Consider the following 23,527-nt stretch of genomic DNA (forward strand, 5'->3'; position numbering starts at 1 on the left):
ACAGATAGTTCTTTTAGCCACCCAAGTAAGCTTCTTTGACTTTTTCGTTTTGTAATAATTCCTCCCCTGGGCCTTCGAGTACTATTTTACCAACTTCCAAAACATAGGCATAGTGCGCTACCTTAAGTGCCGCAAAAGCATTTTGCTCAACTAATAAAACAGTTTTGCCTTGAGAGTTAATGGTCTCAATAATCTCAAAAACTTCCTTAACCAACAGCGGAGCTAATCCCAAAGAAGGTTCGTCAAGCATAACGACATCTGGATTGCTCATAAGAGCCCTACCGAGGGCAAGCATCTGCTGTTCTCCTCCAGATAGGGTCCCACCCTTCTGCCATGTTCTCTCCTTCAGCCTAGGGAACAACTCGTATACCCACTCGAGGTCCCGCTGTATCCCTTCTTTGTCGTTTCTCGTATATGCTCCGAGCATCAAGTTCTCCAACACTGTAAGGTGCGGGAATATTCTTCTACCCTCAGGCGATAAAACCATACCGAACTTCACTATGTCCTCAGGTGCCCAATTTTCTATTCTCTTTCCTTTATAAGTAACTGCACCCTTCGACTTCTTGACCAAACCTGCTATGGATCTTAAGGTGGTGCTTTTGCCAGCACCATTTGCTCCTATTAATGTCACTATTTTCCCTTCAGGTACCTCAAAGGATATACCTTTTAATGCATGAATACCTCCGTAGTGAACATGCAAATCCTGAACACTAAGCATTTTGCACGTACTCCTCTCCAAGGTAAGCCTCTATAACTTTTGGGTTAGATTGAATTTCCTTAGGACTTCCTTTGGCTATGGTGACTCCATAATCAAGAACCCAAATATGCTCACATATTCCCATTACTACTTTCATGTCATGCTCTATAAGAAGTATAGTGAGGTCAAACTGTTCCCTTATATTCTTTATGAACCCCATTAACTCCTGAGTCTCCTGGGGATTCATACCTGCGGCAGGCTCATCTAGCAACAAAAATGAAGGTTCTGTAGCAAGCGCCCTAGCTATCTCTAGGCGTCTCTGGGCACCATAAGGCAAGCTGTCTGCCTTCTCTGATGCATGATCCTTTAGCCCAACAGCATCAAGCAAGGCCAGTGCCTTATGACGAATTGCCTTTTCTTCCCCAAAATAGGAAGGCAAACTCAGCAAAGCATGCCACCACGTGGTTTTTTGCCTCAGGTGACCTCCAATCATGACATTCTGAAGTACCGTTTCGTTAGAGAAAAGCCTGATATTTTGAAAGGTTCTCGCTATACCTAAATGACACACTTTATGGGGTGGAAGCCCTGTAATGTCTATCCCCTTATAAACGATACTTCCTTCTGTTGGCGTATAAAACCCTGTTATCATGTTAAAACAGGTGGTCTTACCCGCTCCATTAGGACCTATTAATCCGTATATTCTTCCTTGTTCTATCTGTATATTGAAATCTGACACCGCCGTAAGGCCACCAAATCTCATAGTTACATTCCTGGTCTCCAGCACCAGGTCCTGGGATGTAGACATCATGCTCCTCCACCCCTCTTCCTAAAGACCCCCAATATAGTATCCCAAGTTATCTCTCTCATCCCCATTATTCCTTGCCGTCTGAAAAGGATAATGAACAACAGTGTTAAGGAGAAAACAACCATCCTCATTCCGGGAATGCCCGGAATGTAAAAAGAACCTATAGTTATTGGGTTTTCGACAAACCTAAGCCATTCCAGAAGTACGGTTATTATTATTCCTGCTATAACAGATCCGGAAATAGAACCAAGACCACCAGCTACAACTATCATCAGCACGTTAAAAGTAAGAATAAAAAGAAACATCTTGGGATCTATTGTGGTGAGGAGACTTGCAAGCAAAGCCCCTCCTACACCAGCAAAAAAAGACCCTATGGAAAAAGATATAAGTTTGTATTTAAAGGTATTTATACCCATAGCTTTCGCTGCAATCTCATCATCTCTTATAGCCTTCAGAGCGTTGCCAAAGTTACTGTTAACCAACCTGACAATAACGTACAGCGTGACAAAACACCAACCATAATTCCACCAGATATTTGCATAACCAGGAATACCTTTGAAGCCTAAGGCACCATTAGTCACCCTTGGCAAGTTATTGGCAAGAACTCTTATTATTTCTGCAAAGCCCAAAGTAGCAATACCTAAGTAGTCTCCACCCAGCCTAAGAACAGGAAGACCTATTAATAGACCAAACAAAGCTGCCATCAATCCGCCTGCAAAAACAGCAACCAAGAAAGGAGCATGCATAACTGAGAACGGCCACATAGCTGGCTCCAGTATAAACATCATCTCTTTCTGAGCAGGGGAAAGTATTAGAAGGGCACATGTATAAGCCCCTATGGCCATAAAACCTGCATGCCCCAAGGAAAACAAACCAGTAAATCCATATATCAGATTAAGACTCAACGCAAGTATTATGTTTACAGCTATAAGATTAAGTATTTGAATTTTGTAGCCATCCAGGTTTCCTTCCGCCCAGTATAGGAATAGAGCTAAACAACCCAACGCAATTGTGTTTAAAATGTAATCTCTTCTTTTACCGACTTCCATCATACTTTATCCTCCAGCTTCTCTCCAAGAAGTCCCGTAGGCTTGAAGAGTAATATTATTATGAGGAGAACAAAAGCAAACGCATCTCTATAACCTGCAAGAGATGGCATAAAGGCCACTATCATTATCTCCATAAAACCTAATATCAGGCCTCCTATGACAGCTCCTTGTATAGAGCCTATACCGCCGAAAACTGCAGCTATAAAGGCCTTAAACCCCGGTATAACACCCATAACCGGCTGAAGTTGGGGGTACCTAAGAGCCCACATTATACCTGATGCAGCAGCAAGCGCAGATCCCATACCAAAAGTGAGAGCTATAACTTTATTGACTGGCACTCCCATAAGCCTGCTGGTTTCTATATCTTTTGATATGGCTCTCATGCCAAGACCAGGCTTCGTTTTGTACACAACGAAAAGCAAAGCCAGCATTAAAACAAAGGAAAGCACCGGTACCACCAAAGTAAGAGGCAAAAGTCTTACCTTACCTAAGACTATTACATTTACAAGCCACTCGGGCCTTTGAACTTCTCGTGGTATAGCCGAAAAGACCACTATAGCAAAATTCTGAAGGAAAAAGGACACCCCTATTGAACTAATGAGAGCAGAGATGCGGGGTGCATCTCTCAATGGCCTATAAGCTACCCTATCTACCATTATCCCTGCAAAGGAAGTAACAATAATGGAAACAACTACCGCCATAAACCACGGCAGGTGTAACAGTGTAACTCCCCAAAACACAAAATAAGCTCCTAACATGAAAATCTCACCGTGGGCGAAATTAATAAGGCGCAATATGCCATAAACCATAGTGTACCCAATGGCTATCAAGGCATATAAGCTGCCCAACGTAAGAGCATTTAAGAAGTGCTGAACAAACATTGATAAGCTCATTTGAGCTCCTCCTTGCTTTCAAAGAGATGGGGGAGGCAATTCAATCATCCTCCCCCGCCTCTTTTTGTTTTGGATATGTAGGATTTACAATTCAGGTTCTATAGTAGCAACATACTGTTTTTTGCCATTAACTATCTTAACTATCCCCACAGGTTTCTCAGCATCATGAGTTTCGTTTATCGTCGTAACGCCTGTTACTCCCACGAAACCCTTCGTCTCTGCCAATGCCTTGGTAATAGCCTCCGGATCTGCGCTACCAGCACGCTTGATGGCATCTATCAAGATCATATAGGCATCATAACCCAAAGCTGCATTGACGTTGGGGTCTTCTTTGGGGTGAAGTTTTTTCCAATTTTCGGTAAACTCCTTGGCTACAGGATTCATATCCTTCATGGATGGATCATAAGGGAATGTCGTGTGAATGAAACCTTCAACTGCACTGCCACCTATCTCGGCTATCTTGGGGTTATCCATGGCATCTCCGCCCATAATCTGGAAATCGGCGCCTAACTCCTGGGCTTGCTTCATTATTATTGCACCTTCGGCAAAATATGAGGGTATAAACAGCACATCGGGTTTCTTGCTTATTATCTCTGTCAACTGGGCAGTAAAGTCCTGATCTCCTGAATTATATTTGAGCTTGGCTACAACTTCTCCACCCATTTTCTTGAATGACCTCTCAAAGAAGCCAGCAAGACCTACAGAGTAGTCATTGGCCACATCAACAAGAATTGCTGCTTTTTTGAGGCCAAGCATTCTATAGGCATAAGTTGCAGCACCTGCTCCTTGATATGGATCGATAAAGCAAACCCTGAAAATGTACTTCTTCCCCTGGGTTACCAAGGGGTTGGTGCAAGACGTGCCTACCATTGGGATGCCGGCCTTCTCAGCAACTTCGCCTCCGGCCATCGCAAGAGAAGAGCCATAAGTCCCTATTATGGCCACTACCTTTTCCTTGTTAATCAAGCGCTTGACCGCGTTCGCAGACTCCACCTTATCAGACTTATTGTCCACAACAAATAGCTCAACTTTCTTGCCGAGAACTTCCGGAACCTCTTGATGGGCCATCTTAACACCATCAAGCTCCAGCTGGCCACCAAAGGCGTTCTGACCCGTCAAGGGTAGATAAACACCTATCCTGATGGCATCATCCGCCATTGCTTGGCCTGCACTGAATAATAACAGCCCAAAAATCAATGCCACAGACATCAAACTGAAAAAAGAAGCTTTTCTCACTCACCTTCACCCCCACTTTTAATGTGTATTTCTACAAGAAAATTTTACATGAAAATAACGCTTTTTAAAACCCTACGAACCTAACTTGAAGGAGAGCAATTAGCCAATCACCCCCAATTCCTTACCTGCTTCAGCGAACGCTGAAACCGCATAATCCAAATCCTCCCTTGAGTGAGAAGCGGATACCATAACTCTTATTCGCGCTTTTCCTTTAGGGACTGTCGGGAATGCTATTGCCTGGGCAAAAACATTCTTTTCAAACAGCTTCAAACTTAATTTCTTTGCTAAAGTCGCTTCCCCTACCATAACGGGAGTTATAGGCGTCTGGGTATGTCCCGTATCAAAACCCAATTCTCCCATTCTTGCTCTGAAGTAAAATGCATTATCCCACAGTTTTTCCACCAGCTCCCCACTTTCTTCCAAAATTTCAACCGCGGCGATGTTCGCTGCCACATCAGGAACAGTGAGAGCACTGCTAAAGAGATTGGGTCTCGCTTTCTGCCTAAGATATTCTATAAGCTCTTCTTTACCCGCCACAAAGCCTCCCATGACGCCAAAAGCCTTTGATAACGTTCCTACCTCTATATCGACTCTTCCATGGAGGTCAAAATGGTCCACTATACCTCGACCACTTCTTCCAAGGACGCCCTCTCCGTGAGCATCATCGACCATAATCATAGCTCCATACTTTTCAGCAACCTCCACAAGGGCCGGAAGGGGAGCCATATCCCCATCCATGGAAAAGACACCATCGGTAACAACAAGCTTTCTACAATTTACTCCTTCTTTCTCCTTTAATGCTCTCTCCAGGTCCTCCGGGTCGTTATGTTTATATCTTATTATTTCAGCCCGACTCAGACGACAACCATCTATAATAGATGCATGATTCAGTTCATCGCTAAAAATTATGTCACCTTTACCTACTAAAGCAGGTATGGCAGACAGGTTGGCACAAAAACCTGATTGAACCAGTATTGCCGCCTCTGTCCCTTTAAACGCGGCCAGCTTTTTCTCAAGCTCTATATGTACCGACATGGTTCCAGCTATAGTTCTAACAGCACCTGGACCTACTCCATACAAATCAATATATTTCTTAGCTTTGCTCTTTAACCTTACGTCATCACATAATCCTAAATAATTATTGGAGCATAGGTTTAACACCTTGCGACCTTCAATGACTACCCATGGTCCCTGAGGGCTTTCAATAGTTCTGATGTACGTATATAAGCCCTCTTCTTTGAGCCTGGTTAACTCTTCCCTTACAAAATCCATGTTAACGGCCACTTCCACCACTTCCTTTTGATATGATTTTCCAGGAATTTTCCTCTACCTTAGTATTATAGCAATTATCATAAATCTATCCCCACAACGGGAACATCTGGGAAAAAATCTTTTATACTTTCAGGAGAAGGTGAATCATAATCACAAAAACTCTCATCAAGAGTGTTATTTGGGCGAAAAAGCTGAATCCTCCATGTCGAGTCATAGGAGATTTGTTTCTGGATTTCTCTTAGATCCTCTAACGACATTAGCTGAGGAACATAGGTAGTTCTCAAAACGTACTCAATACCTGCCTGCTTTATAAGCCTCAAGGACTCCAAAATCTTATTTATATCAACCTTTGATCTAGTTATATCTGAGTATTTAGCCCAAGGGCCCTTTATATCCATCGCTACTGCCGATATTAGGCCTTCATCGATAAGCATAGCCAACATGTTGGGGTTTGAACCATTGGTATCTAACTTTACAGGAAGTTTTATTTCTCTCTTCAATTGCCTTATAAAAAATGGTAGCTCCAAGGAGAGCGTAGGTTCCCCCCCGGAGATTACAATGCCATCCAAAAAATTTTTCTTCCGTTCTATTTCTTTAATAACCTGCTTTGGGTCCAAAGTTTCTGTGAGGCGCAACACAAGATCCCTATTATGGCAATAAGGACAGCGGAAATTACAACCTTGAATAAAAACTACAGAGGCTACTCTCCCTTCCCAATCCAAAAAAGAGACGGGCAAAAGCCCGCCAATTGGTATATTACCGTAATGCCCTCTCATTGGATAACCACCCTTAACCTATCCTTCAGTTCCCCTTTTTTCCCTGAATTCCAAGAAGAGGTCTTAGTGAAATAACCAGTTATGCGGGTAATTCCATCAACATTTTTACTACCACATGACAAACACTCCTCTTGTAATCCCCTTTGGACCTTCCCACAATTGTTACAAACAGTGAACTCAGGGCTGAAAGCAACTTGAGCGTTCTCCGTATTAGTGAATATTTTCCTTACTAATGAAGCTAAAGCTTTTGGGTCTGGCCTACTCTCTCCAAGCCATACATGAGTAATGGCACCTGCCTTTATCATTGGATGGAAACGACCCTCTTCCACCACCCTGGTCACAGGATCAACAGGGGCATCATAAGCAAAATGAGTACTGTTAGTGTAATAAACCTCTCCAGTCTTAAGGTTGCCTTTAATATACATGGGAGCTAATTCAGGAAACTGCCTTATGTCAAGTTTCGCAAATCTGTAAGCCGTGCTCTCTGCCGGTGTCTGCTCGATAACAATCTTAAGCCCATGCCTTTCCGACAATTCCTGGCATTTGAGATCCATATACTTGATAACTGCCAGTCCAAGATCCATAGCATCTTGACCTTCGTGCAAGGATTTCCCAGTCAAATGCTGTATCATCTCTTCTAAGCCCAACACGCCTACAAGATAGCTCGCCTTTCTCATACGAAGGTAAGGCTCACCATCATGTTTTACACAAAGAGCTGCTAAGGGCCCCTCTTCCTCTAAAGACAATATCTCCTCTAAGAAACGTTTTTTGCACTCATGTGCCTTAACAACCAATTCAAGGGCCTCATCCAAAAGAGCAAATGCTGTATCGATATCCCCCATGCTCCTATAAGCAATCCTTGGGAGGTTGACAGTGACATTCTGAAGGGCACTGTACCTCATTTTCCAAGGTGTGGACGCTTCCTTAAGGTCTTCATCCGTCAATTCAAAGCTCAACCTGCAGCATTCGCTGAGCTTCGCCACTCCACCCCTGTCAAAAACAAAATACGTGTTTCCCTTCTCAGAAGCCACCTTGCAAGCCAAGTGCAAACACTCTTCCCAGCCGGGCTCCTTGAAGAAATCATCGGTAATATGAAGTAGAGGCTTCGGGAAGAAGAACGGCTGTCCCCTTTCATCTCCCTCAAGATATACTTCAAAAAGGGCCTTCAAGAACTTTTTAGCCTCATTGGAGTACTCTGAATATGTCTTCCCGGTAGGGATTCCTCCCGGGCCTAACGCTTCAACGTTCCTGAAATGTTTAGGTATCTCATAATACAAATTTATGTCTGTAAAGGCGACTTGTCCGCCTCTGCCTCCTGCCAGTTGGTTAAACTCAAAAATCATCATTTGAGCTAATTGCTTTATTCTTTTATAATCCACACCTACAAGAAAGGGTGCAAAGAACATATTCACAGCATCCCAACCGATAGCGCCAGCGAAATTATTCTGAAGCACCGACGTCATCTTGGACATGTGAGCTATAAGAACTTCTGGATGTTTCGCAGGAGAAGAAACACTTGTTATAGAAGGCAAGTTTATACCATACTTGATCACATAAGCCAGGCTCTGCCCCGAACAATAAGGCCTGTTTACCATCCCAAGATCATGAAGATGTATGTCCCCCGAAAGATGTGCCCTTGCTACGTCAGAAGGGAAAATCTTTTTTAGGGCATACTCCTTTAGGATTCGTTCAGCTATTGACAGATTTATTGACTCTGGGTTATGGGTTGTGTTGCTGTTCTCCCTATTGGGAGCCAAAAGCAACCTCTCCAAATCATAAAGTGGCAACCCTAACCTTGAATGATCTTTTAGCTTGGCGTCGAGGCCTCGTTGGAAAAGTTTCACATTGACGATTTCCCTTATCAAATCTGTAGTTACTCTTTTTCTACCATACCGAGATATATCTTCCTCTACCTCTATGGCTATTTCCTCCGCTAGTGAGGGCTCTACCCCTGCCTCCCTTATCATTGCATTCCTTATTTTGGTCAGGTCCCACGGTGCTTGTTCCTCTCCACTCAAAGCCTCAACCATCAATATCAAATCGGTTGATTCCTGGTTGTGAACAAAATCGCCGGAAGAATTAAAAAACAGGCCCTGCCTTCTTTTATAACCCACAGCACCATCATCAAAAATCCCATTAGAGCTGCTATTTCTCATGACTTTTATCCATCTCCCCTCTTCTCATCTCATCGGTGATGTACTTTATTTCCTCAATAAAACTGGACACATCGGTAAACTCCCTATAGACAGAAGCAAACCGCACATAAGCAACCTTATTTATCCCTCTCAGCTCCTCCATGGCCATCTCTCCTATTATTTGGCTTGAAATCTCATTTTGGCCGGAGCTTCGGAGATTATTTTCTATCCTGGTTACCGCCTCCTCCAACACGTCCAGAGGAATTGAAAGTTTTTCACAAGCTCTAGCCATTCCTTTCAACAGCTTGTCCCTATCAAAAGCTTCCCTTCGCCCCCCCTTCTTTACAACCCATAACACTTGGGTCTCCTCAAAGCGCTCATAAGTGGTAAAGCGCTTTTGACAATTCGGACATTCTCTTCTTCTTCTTACAACTCTACCTTCACTAACTGTCCTTGTCTCTAAAACTCTGGTTTCCCAAGCACCACATTGGGGACATCTCAAACCTACCACCACCATATATATTGTGTTTTCTGTTATTATAACACTAGATTTGCCGTTTTGGTATTATCAGATTGTTTTTACTTTTCTCAAACCTATAAAAAGCGGGCCGGTTAACACCGGCCCGCTTATATTTTTATATCATCGCATTATTTCTACTTATTATCCTAGAAATCCTTAATCCAAGACAAAATCATCGCTACCTAAGCAACCTCTCCACCACGTTTCTCACCGTAGCACCATCAGCTTTACCTTTTACATGAGGCATAAGCTTACCCATAACCTTCCCAAGATCCGAAATGCCTTTGGCGCCTGTTTCTTCTATTATCTTCTTCGCCAACTGCAGGATCTGCTCCTCAGATAGCTGCTCTGGTAGGTATTTCTCTAGAATAGACACCTCCGCTCTCTCCTGCTCAGCTCTATCTCTGACTCCAACAGCTTCGTATTGTTCAGCAGCTTCTTTCCGTTGTTTTATCATTCGCCTCAGTAATACTATATAATCATCTTCACTCAAGGAAGCATCCTTCCCTTTTTCAACCTTTTTGTTTTGTATGGAAGATTTCAACATCCTGAGGACATCTACTACTTTAGTATCGCCCTTTTTAAGCGCATCTACAAAGTCCTGCTGGATCTTTTTCTCAAACTCTTTCAACTCGCTACCTCCTCTTTTTTCTCCTGGCAGCCTCTCTCTTCCTTTTCTTTTCCTCGCTAGGTTTTTCGTAATGCTGGCGCCTGCGGGCTTCTCTCAAAACTCCGCCCTTGGAAACTTCTCTTTTAAAACGCCTCAAAGCATCTTCGAGAGATTCATTTTCCCTGCGTACTACCTCGGTCATTGCTCTTCCCCCCTTTCTAACGCCCACACTAACCCGGGGGCCATTGAAAAAACCGACCTGACAGTAAGTGTACATGAAGATGATGTACCGTTTGTCCAGCCCGGTCTCCACAGTTTACCACAACACGATAGCCATCCTCGACAAGTCCAAGATCTCTCGCAACCTTAGTTGCTGTACCCATAAGAACAGACCACAGCGAAGGATCTTCCACCTGATCTGCCGAGGATATGTGTTCCCTTGGAATAACCAGCAAATGAGTAGGCGCCTGGGGGTTAATATCCCTTATGACTGCTACTTTTTCATCTTTGTATACAAAATGTGCAGGCAACTCTCCATCTAATATCCGACAAAAGACACAATCACCATTCACCAACGGCCACCTCTCTTATGCGTGCCTCTATTTTAGAAAAGGTTTGTCATTTAGACAACCACCGCTTCAAAACTGGTTCACTTAAACTGTGGAACTTTCAGAATCATTATAGATATCAGAATCCGTTAAATCTTCGTTATCTAAAGGAATTTCTTCCACTACTTCCACCCTAAAAATAGAGGAATAATACCAGTTATCTACGGGTTTCACCTTAACTGGTGCCAATTTCCATGCCAACATTTCTTCAGCATAATTCCAATTGACATATTCATTGAAATTACGAATGATGTCTGTTACAACCAAGCCCTTATTTATAAGGACCTGTTCAAGCTGTCTCCACTTAACAAAGGAACTCTCACTGCTCGTCAGCCCAAAATAACCAGCTCCCCCCATACCCTTGAGAGTCGCAACCCCCCTTCCAACGAAAGCGGCTAAAGCAGCTACCGTTTCAGGTGGGTCACAGAAAAACACATCAAAGGACTTAAGCAAATCTTCAGGTAGCGGCTTTCGTAAATCATGCCTTCTTACCTCTAAATTAGAAAGCCCCAATTCGGCAGCTTTTTTCTTCTGGAAATCGACTATCCTCTCATCTATCTCTAACATTACGACTCTACGAGGAAGCTTCGTAATAGCCAAAGCAAGAGCAACCATATCATCGTCTCCTAGGACTATGATATCTCTGCCTCTTATATCTCCCCGACCATCAGCTAGAGATATTCTCGCAAAAGTAGTTTCCGGCGTAACATATGCCTGGTCGTATTGCCTTATAGCTTCAGGTCGTTCTTGATGCAATTCTAGGAATTTTTCATATGGTCTTTTCAAAGAGTCATCTAGAACTATAGTCCGCCCTTTACACGTAGGGCACAAATGGGTATGTAATGCCTCTATCCTCTCAGCCTTGCAGAAAGCTTCCCCCTCTTGAGTAAGTTTTATATCATTATCTTCTATCGCTATTAGACCGTCCCTTGCCATTAGTTGAATTAATTCTGCCACCATAGGTACAGGCTCTTCCGCAAGCTGGACTATCTTCCAAAAATTTGAACTCAGCATTATTGCCGCTAATACCCTCTCCACATCTCTCTCTCTTACCACAATGCTTGTATTCCGAGCTGCTTCTTCTGCGTAGCTCTTTATTTTATTCATAGAGTTCAAGACATTACCCCCCTTTAAATTCAATAGTTTTTAACTTTTTTATAATATAATACCATAAAGGTTGCCATCCTCGGCACTATTCACAAAAACCTTCACAACTTCATTTTGCATAGCTGAGCCATTGGCCTTAACTCTCAAAAAATGAGGTGTTAACCCCTCTACTATACAACAGGTACTTTCCTCTACCAAAACAGAAACGTTTTTACCTATCCATCTTCTGGCATATCTATCAAGTAAGCGATCCCTTAAAAGAATGGCTTCTTTTACTCTTTCGTGTATTCGCTCTTTTGTTAAGTCGCTTTTCAATGCATAAGCCCTCGTTCCCTTTCGGGCAGAATAGGGGAAAACGTGAATTCTGCCAAAAGCCAAACTTTCCACAAGAGAAAGGGTATTTTTAAACATCTCATCAGTTTCACCAGGAAAGCCTACTATTATGTCGGTTCCTATATGTACATCATCACCAAAAGCTTCTCTAAACCATGAAATCACCCTCGCAAAATCCAAAGAAGCATATCCCCTACTCATGGCTTCCAACACGCGGTCGTCACCGCTTTGAAGCGGCAAATGAAAGTGAGGGCACAATTTGCTAATCGATGCAAGCCTATACACCAAATCCCTGTCTATCCCAAAAGGCTCTATGGAGCCAAATCGTATTCTCTCCAGTCCATTTATGTCGGATAAGCTCTCCACCAAATCTGCCAATGTAGAACCTATATCTTTTCCATAAAATCCTAATTGAATTCCTGTCAAAACCACTTCTTTGCAGCCGTTGGCCACAAGGGTTTTCACTTCCTTCACGGCACTTTCCAGTGGCCTGCTAACTGGCCTACCTCGCACACTAGGTATAATGCAGTAAGAACAACTCCTCGAACATCCATCCTGCACTTTTACGAAAGCTCTAGTGTGGAAATGAGGTTTTGCAAGCAAGAGGTCGTCCCATTTTTCACAATATTGCAAGGATCGTCTCTCCACTATTAGTCTCTTTTCTTCCGATTCATCTAGAAGATTGATCAAAATTTCTGGGATACGGCTTTTCATTCTATTACCTACGAGGGCATCTATACCAAGAGCCTTGGCTTCATCTTCCGTAGACTTTTGTGCCCAACAACCGCACACCACTATTCGTGCTGCAGGAGAAAATCTTTTAAGTTTACGAATTAACTGTCTAGATTTGCGATCAGCCTCCTGTGTCACAGTACAACTGTTTATTATCGCAACATCAAACAAAGATTCTTTCACTATTACAGCACCGTACGCCTCCAAGGCTGAGGCTATGGCTTCAGATTCATATAAATTGCTTCTGCAACCAAGGGTTTCTATTCTTACCTTCTTACCCTTCAAAACTTCATGAGACATTAGATCATTCCTTTTCCAGTAGCATAGACAAAATAGCTGTTCCAACAGCTGCTGCCGTCGGGGATCGCATTATCCTGGCTCCCAGCCTAACTGGCTTGAAGCCAAAATCCTCAAGCATTTGCATCTCTGCTTCAGACCAATCTCCCTCAGGTCCTATTGCTATAGCCGCTTTGTCTTTCGGGGCACAGTCTAAAAGGTCAATACTTCCCCTGCCTAAAAATGCACCATACTTGAAAGCTGGCAAAGACAATGCATCTATGTCTTTTACCTTAATCACAGGAAATAATTCAGGTATACTAAAAGCTCTAGCTTGTTTAGTAGCTTCGCTCAAAATAAGCTTCCACCTTCTCATCTTTGCCTCGACTCGACTACCTTCGATCTTCACGACACTTCTTTCACAACGTAGAGGTACTATAGCTGTGGCACCACACTCAGTTACTTGCCTCAACGCCAATTCAAATGCTTCTGTTTTAGTCAAACCTAATAAGACCCAAAGTTCTCTTTTGGGAGAAGTTTTTATCTCCTCTTCCACATATCCTAGCAATTTACCCTCTTCAATTTTCAATCTGAGGATAAGCAATCTACCCTCCATCAGGGCTTCAACCTTTTGTCCATTTTTACATCTACGAACATTTAGCAAATGATGGGCTTCAGAAGGTTCTATTAACCAGGTCTTACTATCTATTCTCAGACTGCCCTCCAGACGTATTCTGGGCAACGACACCCCACCAATCTCCCTTCGTCGTTTCTTCTAACACTTTAAATCCTATTTCTTGCAAAGCCGAAATAAAAGGATCCCTTTCTTTCTTAACCAATCCTGAAAAAACAGCCCTTCCTCCCTTTTTTAGTTTGGAAGGTAAGGACGGCAAAAGCTTTATTAGCGGATCAAAAATAATATTGGCAGTTACAAGATCCACCAATTCGTGTAATCCATCAAGCAAATTGCCTTGCTCCACCTCAACTAAATCTTCAGGGATTTCGTTTAACTTCAAATTGGACTCCACTTCCTCCAATACAGCCGGATCCAAATCTCTAGCAAAGACCTTTTTCGCTCCGAGCTTAACAGCAGCTATGGCCAAAATTCCAGAGCCCGTCCCAACATCCGCTACAACATCACCTTGATTAACGCTCTTTTCCAAAAGCTCAAGGGCTATCTGAGTACTTTCATGATACCCTGTTCCAAAAGCCGTACCTGGATAAACTAAAAGGACACTCTTACCCTTTCGATCTTCAAAAGAATCCTTATGCCAAGGGGCCATGACTACTAATGCCTTGCCCACTTCTATAGGTGGAAAGGCTTCCTTCCATACAGTGTGCCATCTCTCGTTCTCAATTTTCCCAGCATCTATAATCCTTAACGTCGGCCAAGGTTCAAGCACCTCATTGATTTTGCTAATCCAATACTCCAAAGCATGCGATGACCTGTAGTAAGCTTTAACAGCTAATTTATCCTGTGTGTCAAGCAATTCAGAACCCATACTACCAGAAAGATCCACTAACGAGATAAGGGTTTCCTCTTCCATGCCTTTAGATTCTATGGTCACGTACCACCAGAAGCTACCTTTTTCTTCCATGGGGCTCTCCTCCTCCAATATTGCATCTTTACTCGAAATCCCTAAAGCAAATTCTTCAATTTCTCTAAGAACCCTCCAGATTTAACACTGACATTCATTTCCTTCGCAAGGGCTTCTATTAAACCTTTCTGCTTGTCCGTCAACTTTTTAGGTATATCGACAACAATATGGACAAGACAGTCCCCACGTCCTGGTCGCCTAAGCCTAGGCATCCCTCTTCCTTTTATCTTGAAGACGTGACCATTCTGAACGCCCTGAGGAATATCCAGCTTATATCTTCCATCAAGAAGCTCAACTTCTTTTTCGCACCCCAAGGCAGCTTCCGGAAAGGAAAGGTGCAAAGACATATGCAGGTTATCCCCTTCCCTTTTAAAAATATCATGAGAAGCAACGCTTATAACTAAAAACAAGTCTCCTGGAGGGCCACCCCTTAAGCCCTCCATTCCTTCTCCTTGGATCCTAAGCCTTACCCCTGTATCTACTCCTTTAGGAACAGTCACTTTAACTTTACGATAGACTCTTGTCTTTCCACTTCCACCACATTCACCACAAACTTTTTCTATGATCTTACCTTTACCTTTACACTCTGGGCAAACAGTGACGCTAACAAAAGAGCCAAAAGGAGTCCGTCTATGCTGTTCTACTTGCCCTGTTCCACCACACACAGAACAAACCTTTGTCCCGTACCCCGGTTCTGCCCCTGTCCCATCACATCTTTTGCAGCGTTCCCATCGTGGAACGGAAATTTCCTTAGAAACACCAGTAAGCGCCTCTTCCAAAGAAACATCAAGACGCATCTCTATGTCCTGCCCCTTCACGGGTCCCTGAGAAGCTCCTCCAAAATTACCAAATATAGAATCGAATATATCTCCAAAGATGTCGCCAAACCCACCAAAGGGACCAAAAGGGCCAGAGCCACCTTGGGCATCTCCTATTGTTCCAAATTGATCATACTGTTGCCTTTTCTGAGGATCACTCAATATCTCATAAGCAGCATTTATTTCCTTGAAACGCTGCTCAGCCTCGCTGTCTCCTGGGTTGGCATCAGGATGATACTTCCTTACCAGGCGCCTGTAAGCTTTTTTTATTTCATCTTGTGTAGCATTTCTTGGCACTCCCAATATCTCGTAAAGATCCTTGTCATCAAAGGCGCCCATTACCTGTCACCTCTCGCCCTACGCTCCATGGCCCTCATTAAATTCCGCATCTATTGTCTCTTCGCTTGCCTGGCTTTCAGCCTGATCACCTGTAGCGCTTCCCTTAGCTCCATCATTTTGACTGTAGATTTTAGATGACAACCCATGGAGAAGCTCTGTAAGCTTTCTGCTGGCTTCCCTTATGGACTGTACGTCCTCTTCTTTGGTTATTTTTCTCAGAGCATCCAACTCTGTTTCTAGCCTATTTATCTCCTCTTCGCTTAACTTATCTTTAAAATCTTTCAAAGTTTTCTCTGCAGAATAAATGAGGGCATCGGCCTCATTCCTGGCTTCCGCCAGTTCTTTTTTCTGCCTATCTTTCTGTTCGTTTGCTTCAGCCTCTTTGCGCATCCGCTCTATTTCTTCCTCCGTCAAATTAGACGATTCTATTCTTATATGTTGTTCCTTGTTCGTTCCCTTGTCTTTTGCACTCACCTTAAGGATGCCATTGACATCTATATCAAAAGTCACCTCTATCTGCGGAATTCCCCTAGGTGCTGGAGGTATGCCATCCAGTATAAATTTACCAAGAGTAACGTTGTCTGCCGCCATCGGGCGCTCGCCTTGCAAAACATGGATTTCTACCTGTGTTTGATTGTCAGAGGCTGTAGAAAAAATCTGGCTTCTGGATACAGGTATGGCTGTATTGCGTTCAATGATCTTAGTAAAAACTCCTCCCAAAGTCTCAATTCCAAGAGAAAGAGGCGTAACATCTACCAATATAATATCTTTATGCTCTCCCGAAAGGATTGCACCTTGTATGGCAGCCCCTACTGCAACACATTCATCCGGATTTATGCCTTTCGTTGGTTCTTTGCCAAGCAATTCAACTATCTTTCTTTGCACCATAGGCATTCTAGTAGAGCCCCCAACAAGGAGCACTTTATCTATATCTTTTACAGAAAGGCCCGAATCCTCTATGGCTCTCCTAGTAGGACCAACGACTCTCTCCAGCAAATCCCTGGTCATCTCTTCAAATCTAGCCCTTGTAAGAGTCATTTCCAAATGTTTCGGACCGCTAGAATCAGCGGTAATAAAAGGCAAAGAAATAGTAGTCTCCGTCATGGAGGACAGCTCGCACTTTGCCTTTTCTGCCGCCTCTTTCAATCTCTGCATTGCCATTTTGTCCCTCGACAGATCAATTCCCTCTGCCTTTTTAAACTCCGAAACCATCCAATCAATAATCTTTTGGTCCCAATCATCTCCTCCTAGATGGTTATCTCCAGCAGTAGCCAAAACTTCAATTACCCCATCATCTACCCCTACATCCAAAATAGAAACGTCGAAGGTTCCTCCTCCCAGATCGAATACAAGAACCTTATGCTCTCCACCTTTATCTACACCGTAAGCCAAAGCCGCCGCTGTTGGTTCATTTATAATTCGCATAACCTCTAGGCCTGCAATTTTCCCGGCATCCTTCGTAGCCTGACGTTGCGAGTCAGTAAAATAAGCAGGGACTGTTATAACTGCCTTAGTGACCTCTTCCCCAAGATATGCTTCTGCATCTCTCTTGAGCTTCTGTAAAATCATCGCAGAAATTTCCTGAGGAGTGTAGCTTTTTCCTTCTATTTCCACTTTATGGTCAGTACCCATATGTCTTTTAATAGATATTATGGTTCTTTCCGGATTAACTATAGCCTGCCTTTTTGCCAACTGACCAACAAGTATTTCTTTATCCTTTGTGAAAGCAACAACAGAAGGCGTAGTTCTCCCGCCTTCCGAATTAGGTATTACTATTATGTTATCCCCTTCTTTTACAGCAACACAGCTATTCGTAGTTCCAAGGTCTATACCTATAACTTTGCTCAACAAAAATCACCTCTTTCTGCAATATTTTACGTTAAAGCTATTCATCCTTTTTTGTCTCTTCAGCTGTGGATGTTGATTTGCCAACCTTAACTTTCGCCGCTCTCAGAACTTTGCCACCAAGGACAAACCCTTTCTGATACTCTTCTAACACCTTACCATCCAACTCCGGTTCTACTTCTTCTGCAGCCAAAGCCTCATGTACAGAGGGATCAAAGTCTTTCCCCTCAGATTCTATGGGTTCCAATCCCAACTTGCACATAACATCCATGAATTGTTTCCTGATTATCCTGATCCCGCTTTTTATTTTTTCGGCATCATCATTATCATTTGCCGAAAGAGCCCTATCTAAATTGTCGAGTACAGGCAAAAGCTCCTTTATGGTTTTTTCTGTCGCCAAAGCACTTAATTTTTCCTTTTCTCTTTCCACCCTTTGTCTGTAGTTATAAAAATCTGCCGTAGCCCTCAGAGCTGCGTCCTTAAGTTTCGCATTCTCCTCTTTTAGCTCCTCTATAAGAGCTTTGAGCTTTTCGTTTTCTTCCACTAGACTCTCCAGCGAAGAAGTGCTTTCCTCAACAGCGCTTTCATTGTTTTCATTCTCCTGGCCCTCATTTTTACCCAAAGAGATATCTTCTATTGCTTGTTCTGTTACCTCTCTTTTAGCATCTTCATGTTTTTTCTTTTTGGTCATATGTCATCCACCTCCTCTTCCACATCCGTCGAGATACTATCCAAAACAGCTTCTAAGACAGATATGGAACGTTCATAATCCATTCTGACAGGACCTATTAGCCCAAGCACTGTTTTTTTGCCATCTGCAATATTAGAAGCCATTATCACTGAACAATCTTCTATAGGAAACGCTGGATCCTCCTTGCCTATCATCACAGAAAGCCCTTTATCCGGCGAAAACTTTTGAACGAGCTCTGCGATTGAAGATTCCTCTTCCAGAAGAGCCATTACAACCTGCAATCTGCTCAAATCTGCGAAATCTGGAAGACTCAGTATGTTATGTTTCCCACCTGTAAACAGGTGGTACGAATCTTTCAACAGAAGAATATCCACTTCATTAAGGGCAGCTTTGCAATTTTCTGCATAAGACTGAAGTCCCTGCATTACGTATTTGAGCAATGCATCCCTGACCTTTCTCCATGACTTGCCCGAAGCTACCACTGTTATCCTTTGCGATAGTTCATCAAGCGTCTGCTGATCCATGTCTTGGGGAAGCTGCATCGTCTTGTGATGCAACAACCCTCCTTTTAAGATGACAATCAATAGCGCCGTTCGCTCTGCCACTTTGACAAACTCAACTTTCTGTAGCACCGCCTCTTCTGCTGGTCCTACAGCTGCCACTCCTATGCAATTAGTCAAATCCCCAAGCAACTTAGTGGCGTATCGTAATGCAGATTCAAGGTCGTCTCTCTTTTTTTTCAGCTCCCGAACCCAGTATTGATATTCATCTCCAGGGCTTCTTTGCCTTCGCAGTATGGCATCAACGTAAACCCTAAAAGCCTTAGGCGTAGGAAGCCGACCAGCAGACGTATGAGGTTGATAGAGAAAATCCATTTCCTCCAAATCTGCCATTTCATTTCTTATAGTTGCGGCGCTTCGCCCCCTTAGATAACGTTTAGCAATAGTCCTTGAGCCAACAGGCTCCCCCGTTTTTATATACTCATACACAACGGCAAGCACTATCTCTAGCTGTCTTTCCGTTAGCATAGCTTATCACTTCCCGTTCGCATTTTAGTTATTAGCACTCCCACCTAGTGAGTGCTAAAGACAGTTTTCACCGAAAGGTAGATTATCAACGAGATGGATTATTGTCAACTCTATTTAAGGATAAATGATGTATCATTTTATTGAAAGTCAAAAGAAAGGATGGTTGATATGATCTCAAGCCAGCAAAAAACCACCATTATACTAATAAGACATGGTGAGTGTGAGGGCAACAGAGAAGGACTATTTCGGGGAAGATGGGACTTTCCATTGAACGAGAATGGCAAGCTACAAGCACAAGCTATCGCAAAAGAAATTTCTGCAAACTTCAAACTAGATAGAATTTACTCTAGTCCTTTATCTAGAGCATTGGAGACGGCTAGGTCAATCTCCAAGGCTACTGGAGCCCAAATAGAGATCAGAAACGGTTTCAATAATATTTCATTAGGCTCATGGGAGGGAAAGCCCAAAAAGAAAATCAAAGAAGAATTTCCAGAAGAATGGAATATATGGCTCAGCAATCCAGAAAGGCTCAGGCTTAAAGGCGCAGAATCTATCTCTGACGTACAAAGGAGGGCTTTTGCCAATCTTAACCACCTAACCAAATTACACCAAGGCTCAACATTCGCCGTGGTTACCCACAGAGCTGTTCTAAAGCCTTTGATTGCTGGAACCTTAAAGATTGCTGAACCTTATTTTTGGAAAATTCATGTAGATACTGCATCTTACTCAATCCTTACTCACGACCCCAAAAGAGGATATTGTCTAATCCTACTTAATCAAACTAAACATCTCGATAATTTTATCAGCGAATGGGAATAGCCCCTTGACTTATACCTGCTGGGGTATAATAATTGCACCGAAGTGCTATTATTAAGGAGGCGGGTATTAATGAAACAAACTAGAAAAACAGGGACCCTCATAATAGGAGGAGGACCTGGGGGAAGAACGGCGTATGCAGCTTTACACCGTTCAGGCAAGAAAGATTCTCTACTTACAATGAACGTAGAACCTGTAGCGGTTTGCAGTCTACCTTATGGAGTAGGAAGGCGACTCATCCCTACGGGGCCAGAAGACACTATAGTAGATATTGCCAACTCACCGAGATTGCCGGCCGACATAGTTCAAAACACCATAGTCGGCGACGTAGTAGACATAGACCCGTCAGCCAAGATGGCCACAGTTAAGGCTGCCGAGTCAAAAGAGATAATAGAGGTAACTTATGAGAATGCCATATTTGCCACTGGAGCTGCTCCTTGGATTCCTCCAATAGAAGGCGTCCTCAAGTCCTCCGAGATGCCAGAAGAGATCACAGGAGAAGTGGTCTGCGTTGGGAAGCAGTTTGTTCCCAAGTCTCTTTTGGCCGATGGAATTTATGTAATGAGAACCGTAAATGACGGAAAGCGTTTGGATAAATTTGCAGAAGAAGCTAAAAGCGCAGTTGTCATAGGAAGCGGCGCCGTAGGCTTAGAAGTCGCGGAAGCACTATCAGATAGGGGATTAAAGGTCACGATAGTTGAAGCACTACCTCACATAACATCTGCTTTGGATGAGGATATGGCTAAAATACTGGAAACAAGGCTGAAGGAAAAAGGAATAGATGTATTTGTAAACAAGCAAGCTGTATCATACGACAATGGAACGTTAACTTTGAACGATGGCACAAAACTTAAAGCTTCAGGCGTAGTATTCGCCACAGGAGTTAGAGCAGACATTCGGCTAGCCACTAAAGCAGGCCTAAAGATAGAAAAAGGTATAGTTGTAGACAAGAACATGAGGACAAACGTTCCTAACATTTATGCCATCGGCGATGCAGTACAGATAGAAGATACTGTAAGTGGGAAAGGTATATTGCCTCTGATAGGAACTCTGGCAATGAGACAAGGGCTCATAGTCGCCCTCAATATAGCAGGCAAACCAACAGAACATCCTCCTGCAACATCGTGGGGAGTATCGGCCCTATTTGGCCTTCATTGGGGCAGTGTTGGCCTAACTGAAGAGCTAGCCAAATCATTGGGAATGAAAGCCGAAAGTATAGTCTTACCTGTAAGGACTCGGGAACCTGTCATGCCCGACAGTAAACAAGGACATTGGAAAGTAATCTTCTCCACAGAATCCAATGATTCTGTGAAGAAAGGGCAAATATTGGGCTTCCAAATAGTTTTGGACGGAGATTCTCCGCTGTCCATAACAGAAAGATTTATAGATATAATAACAAGACATGAAACTGTGCCAGAGCTTATAAATCACTTCTATATTCATAGCCCCTCTCATAACCCCCCAGATGATCCCTATATGGGAATCATGTTCCGTTATGGAATAAATAATTTTAATTAAACAAAATCAAGATCAAGGAAAGTGGATAGTTAACTATCCACTTTCCTTGACTACACAAGCTGCCTACCATATCATTTCAACCATCAAACATAAATAATGCAGGAGGGGAATCCAGTGCTTCCATATGCCACAAATATTCGATGCGAAAAAGATCTTCTAAATATACTAGAAAAGGTAAAAGCAGATAAAAGATCTTTTCCCTATTTCAATGCAAAAAAAGAAACTTTCGCTCTTTCCTTTAGAAACGTCGATTACCGAGCAGCAAACGCACTAAAGCAGGAATTACTATCTCGAGGTGGAGATGTGATAGTCCATAAAGACGTAATACAGGGGACTATAGAAAAAAGCAATGTAGTACTATTAGGAACAAAAAGCGCTCTAGAGAAACTTACACAAAAACTCGAGGCAATGCCGTATTGGGGATTAAACGAAATAAAGGAAGGGATTGAAAAATTCCTTAAAAACGCTCCCCAAAAGGAATGGAACCTTACTTTAAGCAATGGAGAAATTATAAAGCTAAACTCTAACACTAAAATCATGGGCATACTTAACATCACTCCCGATTCCTTCTACTCCACAAGCAGAGTAACGGATCTGGAACAATGTGTAAAAAGAGCCTTTGATATGAAAGAAAAAGGTGCCGTTATATTGGATATAGGAGCAGAATCTTCTCGTCCTGGATCAGATCCTGTATCGGAAGAAACGGAAAAAGAACGACTCCTGCCTGTGATACAAAGGCTCAGAAAAGAAGGATTTAACCTACCCATATCCGTCGATACGACAAAGGCAGAAATGGCAAAAGCCGCACTTGGAGAAGGTGCCAACATAATTAACGACATCTCTGCAGGTATGCTAGATCCTGAAATGTTCCGCGTGGTTGCCCAGGAGAAAGCACCTATCATTCTCATGCACATGAAAGGTACTCCAAAAACAATGCAGATAAACCCCAAATATGATGACCTCCTTGGAGAAATCCTTGACTTCTTCAGCGAAAGGATAAACGCTGCCAACTGTGCAGGCGTAGATGCGGAAAAAATTGTAATTGATCCGGGGTTAGGTTTCGGCAAGACAAAGGAGCACAATTTAATAATACTGAAGAACCTTAAAGCTTTCTCTGCTTTAGGCAGACCCGTGCTTATAGGCCACTCAAGAAAAAGTACTATTGGAGCAGTACTGGAAAAAGATGACCCTAAGGATCGCTTACAAGGCACCTTGGCCATAACCGCTTTATGTGCCTGGGAAGATGTACCTCTGGTTAGAGTACACGATGTAAGTGAAAATTATGATGTCGTAAGAATGATAAATGCCATAAAGGAGGTCAAATAGGTGAGCCTTGTAGCTATAAGCATGGGAAGCAACTTGGGCAATAGGCTAAGTTCGTTGAGAAAGGCGATTCTACTCCTCAAAAAGGAGGGCTTTAACATCATAAAGACAAGTGACGTCTTTGAGACCCCTCCTTTTGGAGTTACCAATCAACCTAGATTCCTCAATGCTTGCCTATTGATGGATACAGAAATAAACCCTGCCGATTTGTTAGAAAAATTAAAAAAGATAGAAAATGAAGTAGGAAGAATTCAGAGGTTCCGGTGGGGTCCAAGGGAAATTGACCTGGATATCATTTTTTATGATGAGAAAGTAATAGATGGGCCTTCACTAAAAGTTCCTCACCCGCACATGCACGAAAGACCGTTCGTACTGATTCCTTTGAAGCAAATATCTCCACAGTGGGTTCACCCCATCCTTAAAAAGACAGTAGAACAAATGGCCGAAGATTTACATGAATGTGATATCTTGAGAATAACAGAACTGTAATTATTTTTAAAAA

General features: G+C 42.9%; 24 protein-coding genes. 4 read left to right on the top strand and 20 right to left on the bottom strand.

The window, feature by feature from the left end; genetic code table 11:
- Positions 1-13 precede the first annotated feature (13 nt).
- The 20 genes from H0Z23_RS01970 to hrcA all read right to left on the bottom strand — a co-directional run bounded on the left by H0Z23_RS01970 (position 14) and on the right by hrcA (position 19,368).
- Complete coding sequence (locus H0Z23_RS01970; protein WP_296867282.1) at positions 14-718, bottom strand: ABC transporter ATP-binding protein; 705 nt, start codon at positions 716-718, stop codon at positions 14-16.
- Positions 711-1,505: an ABC transporter ATP-binding protein gene (locus H0Z23_RS01975; protein WP_296867283.1), complete on the bottom strand. Its 795-nt coding sequence runs from the start codon at positions 1,503-1,505 to the stop codon at positions 711-713. The genes H0Z23_RS01970 and H0Z23_RS01975 overlap by 8 nt, the downstream gene beginning before the upstream one ends.
- Entirely contained in the window at positions 1,502-2,554 is a 1,053-nt protein-coding gene (locus H0Z23_RS01980) for a branched-chain amino acid ABC transporter permease (RefSeq protein WP_296867284.1), read from the bottom strand. Before H0Z23_RS01980 ends, H0Z23_RS01975 begins: the two co-directional genes overlap by 4 nt.
- On the bottom strand, positions 2,551-3,444 hold the full coding sequence (locus H0Z23_RS01985) for a branched-chain amino acid ABC transporter permease (protein WP_296867285.1): 894 nt from the start codon (positions 3,442-3,444) through the stop codon (positions 2,551-2,553). Before H0Z23_RS01985 ends, H0Z23_RS01980 begins: the two co-directional genes overlap by 4 nt.
- 84 nt (positions 3,445-3,528) lie before the next feature.
- Positions 3,529-4,602, bottom strand: a complete 1,074-nt coding sequence (locus H0Z23_RS01990; RefSeq protein ID WP_296867333.1) for an ABC transporter substrate-binding protein — start codon at positions 4,600-4,602, stop codon at positions 3,529-3,531.
- A 177-nt stretch (positions 4,603-4,779) separates the two neighbouring features.
- Positions 4,780-5,952 (bottom strand): glycine C-acetyltransferase, encoded by a 1,173-nt coding sequence (locus H0Z23_RS01995; protein ID WP_296867334.1) that lies wholly within the window; start codon positions 5,950-5,952, stop codon positions 4,780-4,782.
- Between the two features lie 77 nt (positions 5,953-6,029).
- A complete protein-coding gene (locus H0Z23_RS02000; protein WP_296867286.1) occupies positions 6,030-6,728 on the bottom strand; it encodes an anaerobic ribonucleoside-triphosphate reductase activating protein in 699 nt (232 codons plus the stop codon).
- Entirely contained in the window at positions 6,725-8,884 is a 2,160-nt protein-coding gene (nrdD, locus tag H0Z23_RS02005; protein WP_296867287.1) for an anaerobic ribonucleoside-triphosphate reductase, read from the bottom strand. The genes H0Z23_RS02000 and nrdD overlap by 4 nt, the downstream gene beginning before the upstream one ends.
- Positions 8,874-9,365: a transcriptional regulator NrdR gene (gene nrdR, locus H0Z23_RS02010; protein WP_296867335.1), complete on the bottom strand. Its 492-nt coding sequence runs from the start codon at positions 9,363-9,365 to the stop codon at positions 8,874-8,876. Before nrdR ends, nrdD begins: the two co-directional genes overlap by 11 nt.
- A gap of 196 nt (positions 9,366-9,561) precedes the next feature.
- Positions 9,562-10,014, bottom strand: coding sequence for a GatB/YqeY domain-containing protein (locus tag H0Z23_RS02015; protein ID WP_296867288.1), 453 nt, complete (start codon positions 10,012-10,014; stop codon positions 9,562-9,564).
- Between the two features lie 4 nt (positions 10,015-10,018).
- Entirely contained in the window at positions 10,019-10,195 is a 177-nt protein-coding gene (gene rpsU / locus H0Z23_RS02020; RefSeq protein ID WP_014163487.1) for a 30S ribosomal protein S21, read from the bottom strand.
- Between the two features lie 28 nt (positions 10,196-10,223).
- On the bottom strand, positions 10,224-10,565 hold the full coding sequence (locus H0Z23_RS02025; RefSeq protein ID WP_296867289.1) for a histidine triad nucleotide-binding protein: 342 nt from the start codon (positions 10,563-10,565) through the stop codon (positions 10,224-10,226).
- Between the two features lie 81 nt (positions 10,566-10,646).
- Entirely contained in the window at positions 10,647-11,708 is a 1,062-nt protein-coding gene (locus tag H0Z23_RS02030; protein ID WP_296867336.1) for a bis-aminopropyl spermidine synthase family protein, read from the bottom strand.
- Positions 11,709-11,756: 48 nt separating this feature from the next.
- A complete protein-coding gene (gene mtaB / locus H0Z23_RS02035; RefSeq protein ID WP_296867290.1) occupies positions 11,757-13,073 on the bottom strand; it encodes a tRNA (N(6)-L-threonylcarbamoyladenosine(37)-C(2))-methylthiotransferase MtaB in 1,317 nt (438 codons plus the stop codon).
- Positions 13,074-13,077: 4 nt separating this feature from the next.
- Complete coding sequence (locus H0Z23_RS02040) at positions 13,078-13,791, bottom strand: 16S rRNA (uracil(1498)-N(3))-methyltransferase (RefSeq protein ID WP_296867291.1); 714 nt, start codon at positions 13,789-13,791, stop codon at positions 13,078-13,080.
- The gene (locus H0Z23_RS02045; protein ID WP_296867292.1) at positions 13,751-14,647 is read right to left on the bottom strand and encodes a 50S ribosomal protein L11 methyltransferase; all 897 of its coding nucleotides are present in this window, start codon (positions 14,645-14,647) and stop codon (positions 13,751-13,753) included. Before H0Z23_RS02045 ends, H0Z23_RS02040 begins: the two co-directional genes overlap by 41 nt.
- A 41-nt stretch (positions 14,648-14,688) precedes the next feature.
- Positions 14,689-15,804 (bottom strand): molecular chaperone DnaJ, encoded by a 1,116-nt coding sequence (gene dnaJ, locus H0Z23_RS02050; protein ID WP_296867293.1) that lies wholly within the window; start codon positions 15,802-15,804, stop codon positions 14,689-14,691.
- 18 nt (positions 15,805-15,822) lie between these two features.
- The gene (dnaK, locus tag H0Z23_RS02055) at positions 15,823-17,652 is read right to left on the bottom strand and encodes a molecular chaperone DnaK (protein WP_296867294.1); all 1,830 of its coding nucleotides are present in this window, start codon (positions 17,650-17,652) and stop codon (positions 15,823-15,825) included.
- Positions 17,653-17,689: 37 nt separating this feature from the next.
- Positions 17,690-18,340, bottom strand: coding sequence for a nucleotide exchange factor GrpE (locus tag H0Z23_RS02060; protein WP_296867295.1), 651 nt, complete (start codon positions 18,338-18,340; stop codon positions 17,690-17,692).
- Positions 18,337-19,368, bottom strand: a complete 1,032-nt coding sequence (hrcA, locus tag H0Z23_RS02065; protein ID WP_296867296.1) for a heat-inducible transcriptional repressor HrcA — start codon at positions 19,366-19,368, stop codon at positions 18,337-18,339. The genes H0Z23_RS02060 and hrcA overlap by 4 nt, the downstream gene beginning before the upstream one ends.
- A 159-nt stretch (positions 19,369-19,527) precedes the next feature.
- Between hrcA and H0Z23_RS02070 the strand changes: the two genes are divergently transcribed.
- The 4 genes from H0Z23_RS02070 to folK all read left to right on the top strand — a co-directional run bounded on the left by H0Z23_RS02070 (position 19,528) and on the right by folK (position 23,514).
- Positions 19,528-20,187, top strand: coding sequence for a histidine phosphatase family protein (locus H0Z23_RS02070; RefSeq protein ID WP_366928863.1), 660 nt, complete (start codon positions 19,528-19,530; stop codon positions 20,185-20,187).
- A 69-nt stretch (positions 20,188-20,256) separates the two neighbouring features.
- Positions 20,257-21,702, top strand: a complete 1,446-nt coding sequence (locus tag H0Z23_RS02075) for an FAD-dependent oxidoreductase (RefSeq protein ID WP_296867297.1) — start codon at positions 20,257-20,259, stop codon at positions 21,700-21,702.
- Between the two features lie 114 nt (positions 21,703-21,816).
- The gene (gene folP / locus H0Z23_RS02080) at positions 21,817-23,028 is read left to right on the top strand and encodes a dihydropteroate synthase (protein ID WP_296867298.1); all 1,212 of its coding nucleotides are present in this window, start codon (positions 21,817-21,819) and stop codon (positions 23,026-23,028) included.
- Positions 23,029-23,514: a 2-amino-4-hydroxy-6-hydroxymethyldihydropteridine diphosphokinase gene (gene folK / locus H0Z23_RS02085; protein WP_296867299.1), complete on the top strand. Its 486-nt coding sequence runs from the start codon at positions 23,029-23,031 to the stop codon at positions 23,512-23,514.
- Positions 23,515-23,527 lie beyond the last annotated feature (13 nt).

Source organism: Thermovirga sp. (assembly GCF_017656375.1).
Lineage (GTDB): Bacteria > Synergistota > Synergistia > Synergistales > Thermovirgaceae > Thermovirga.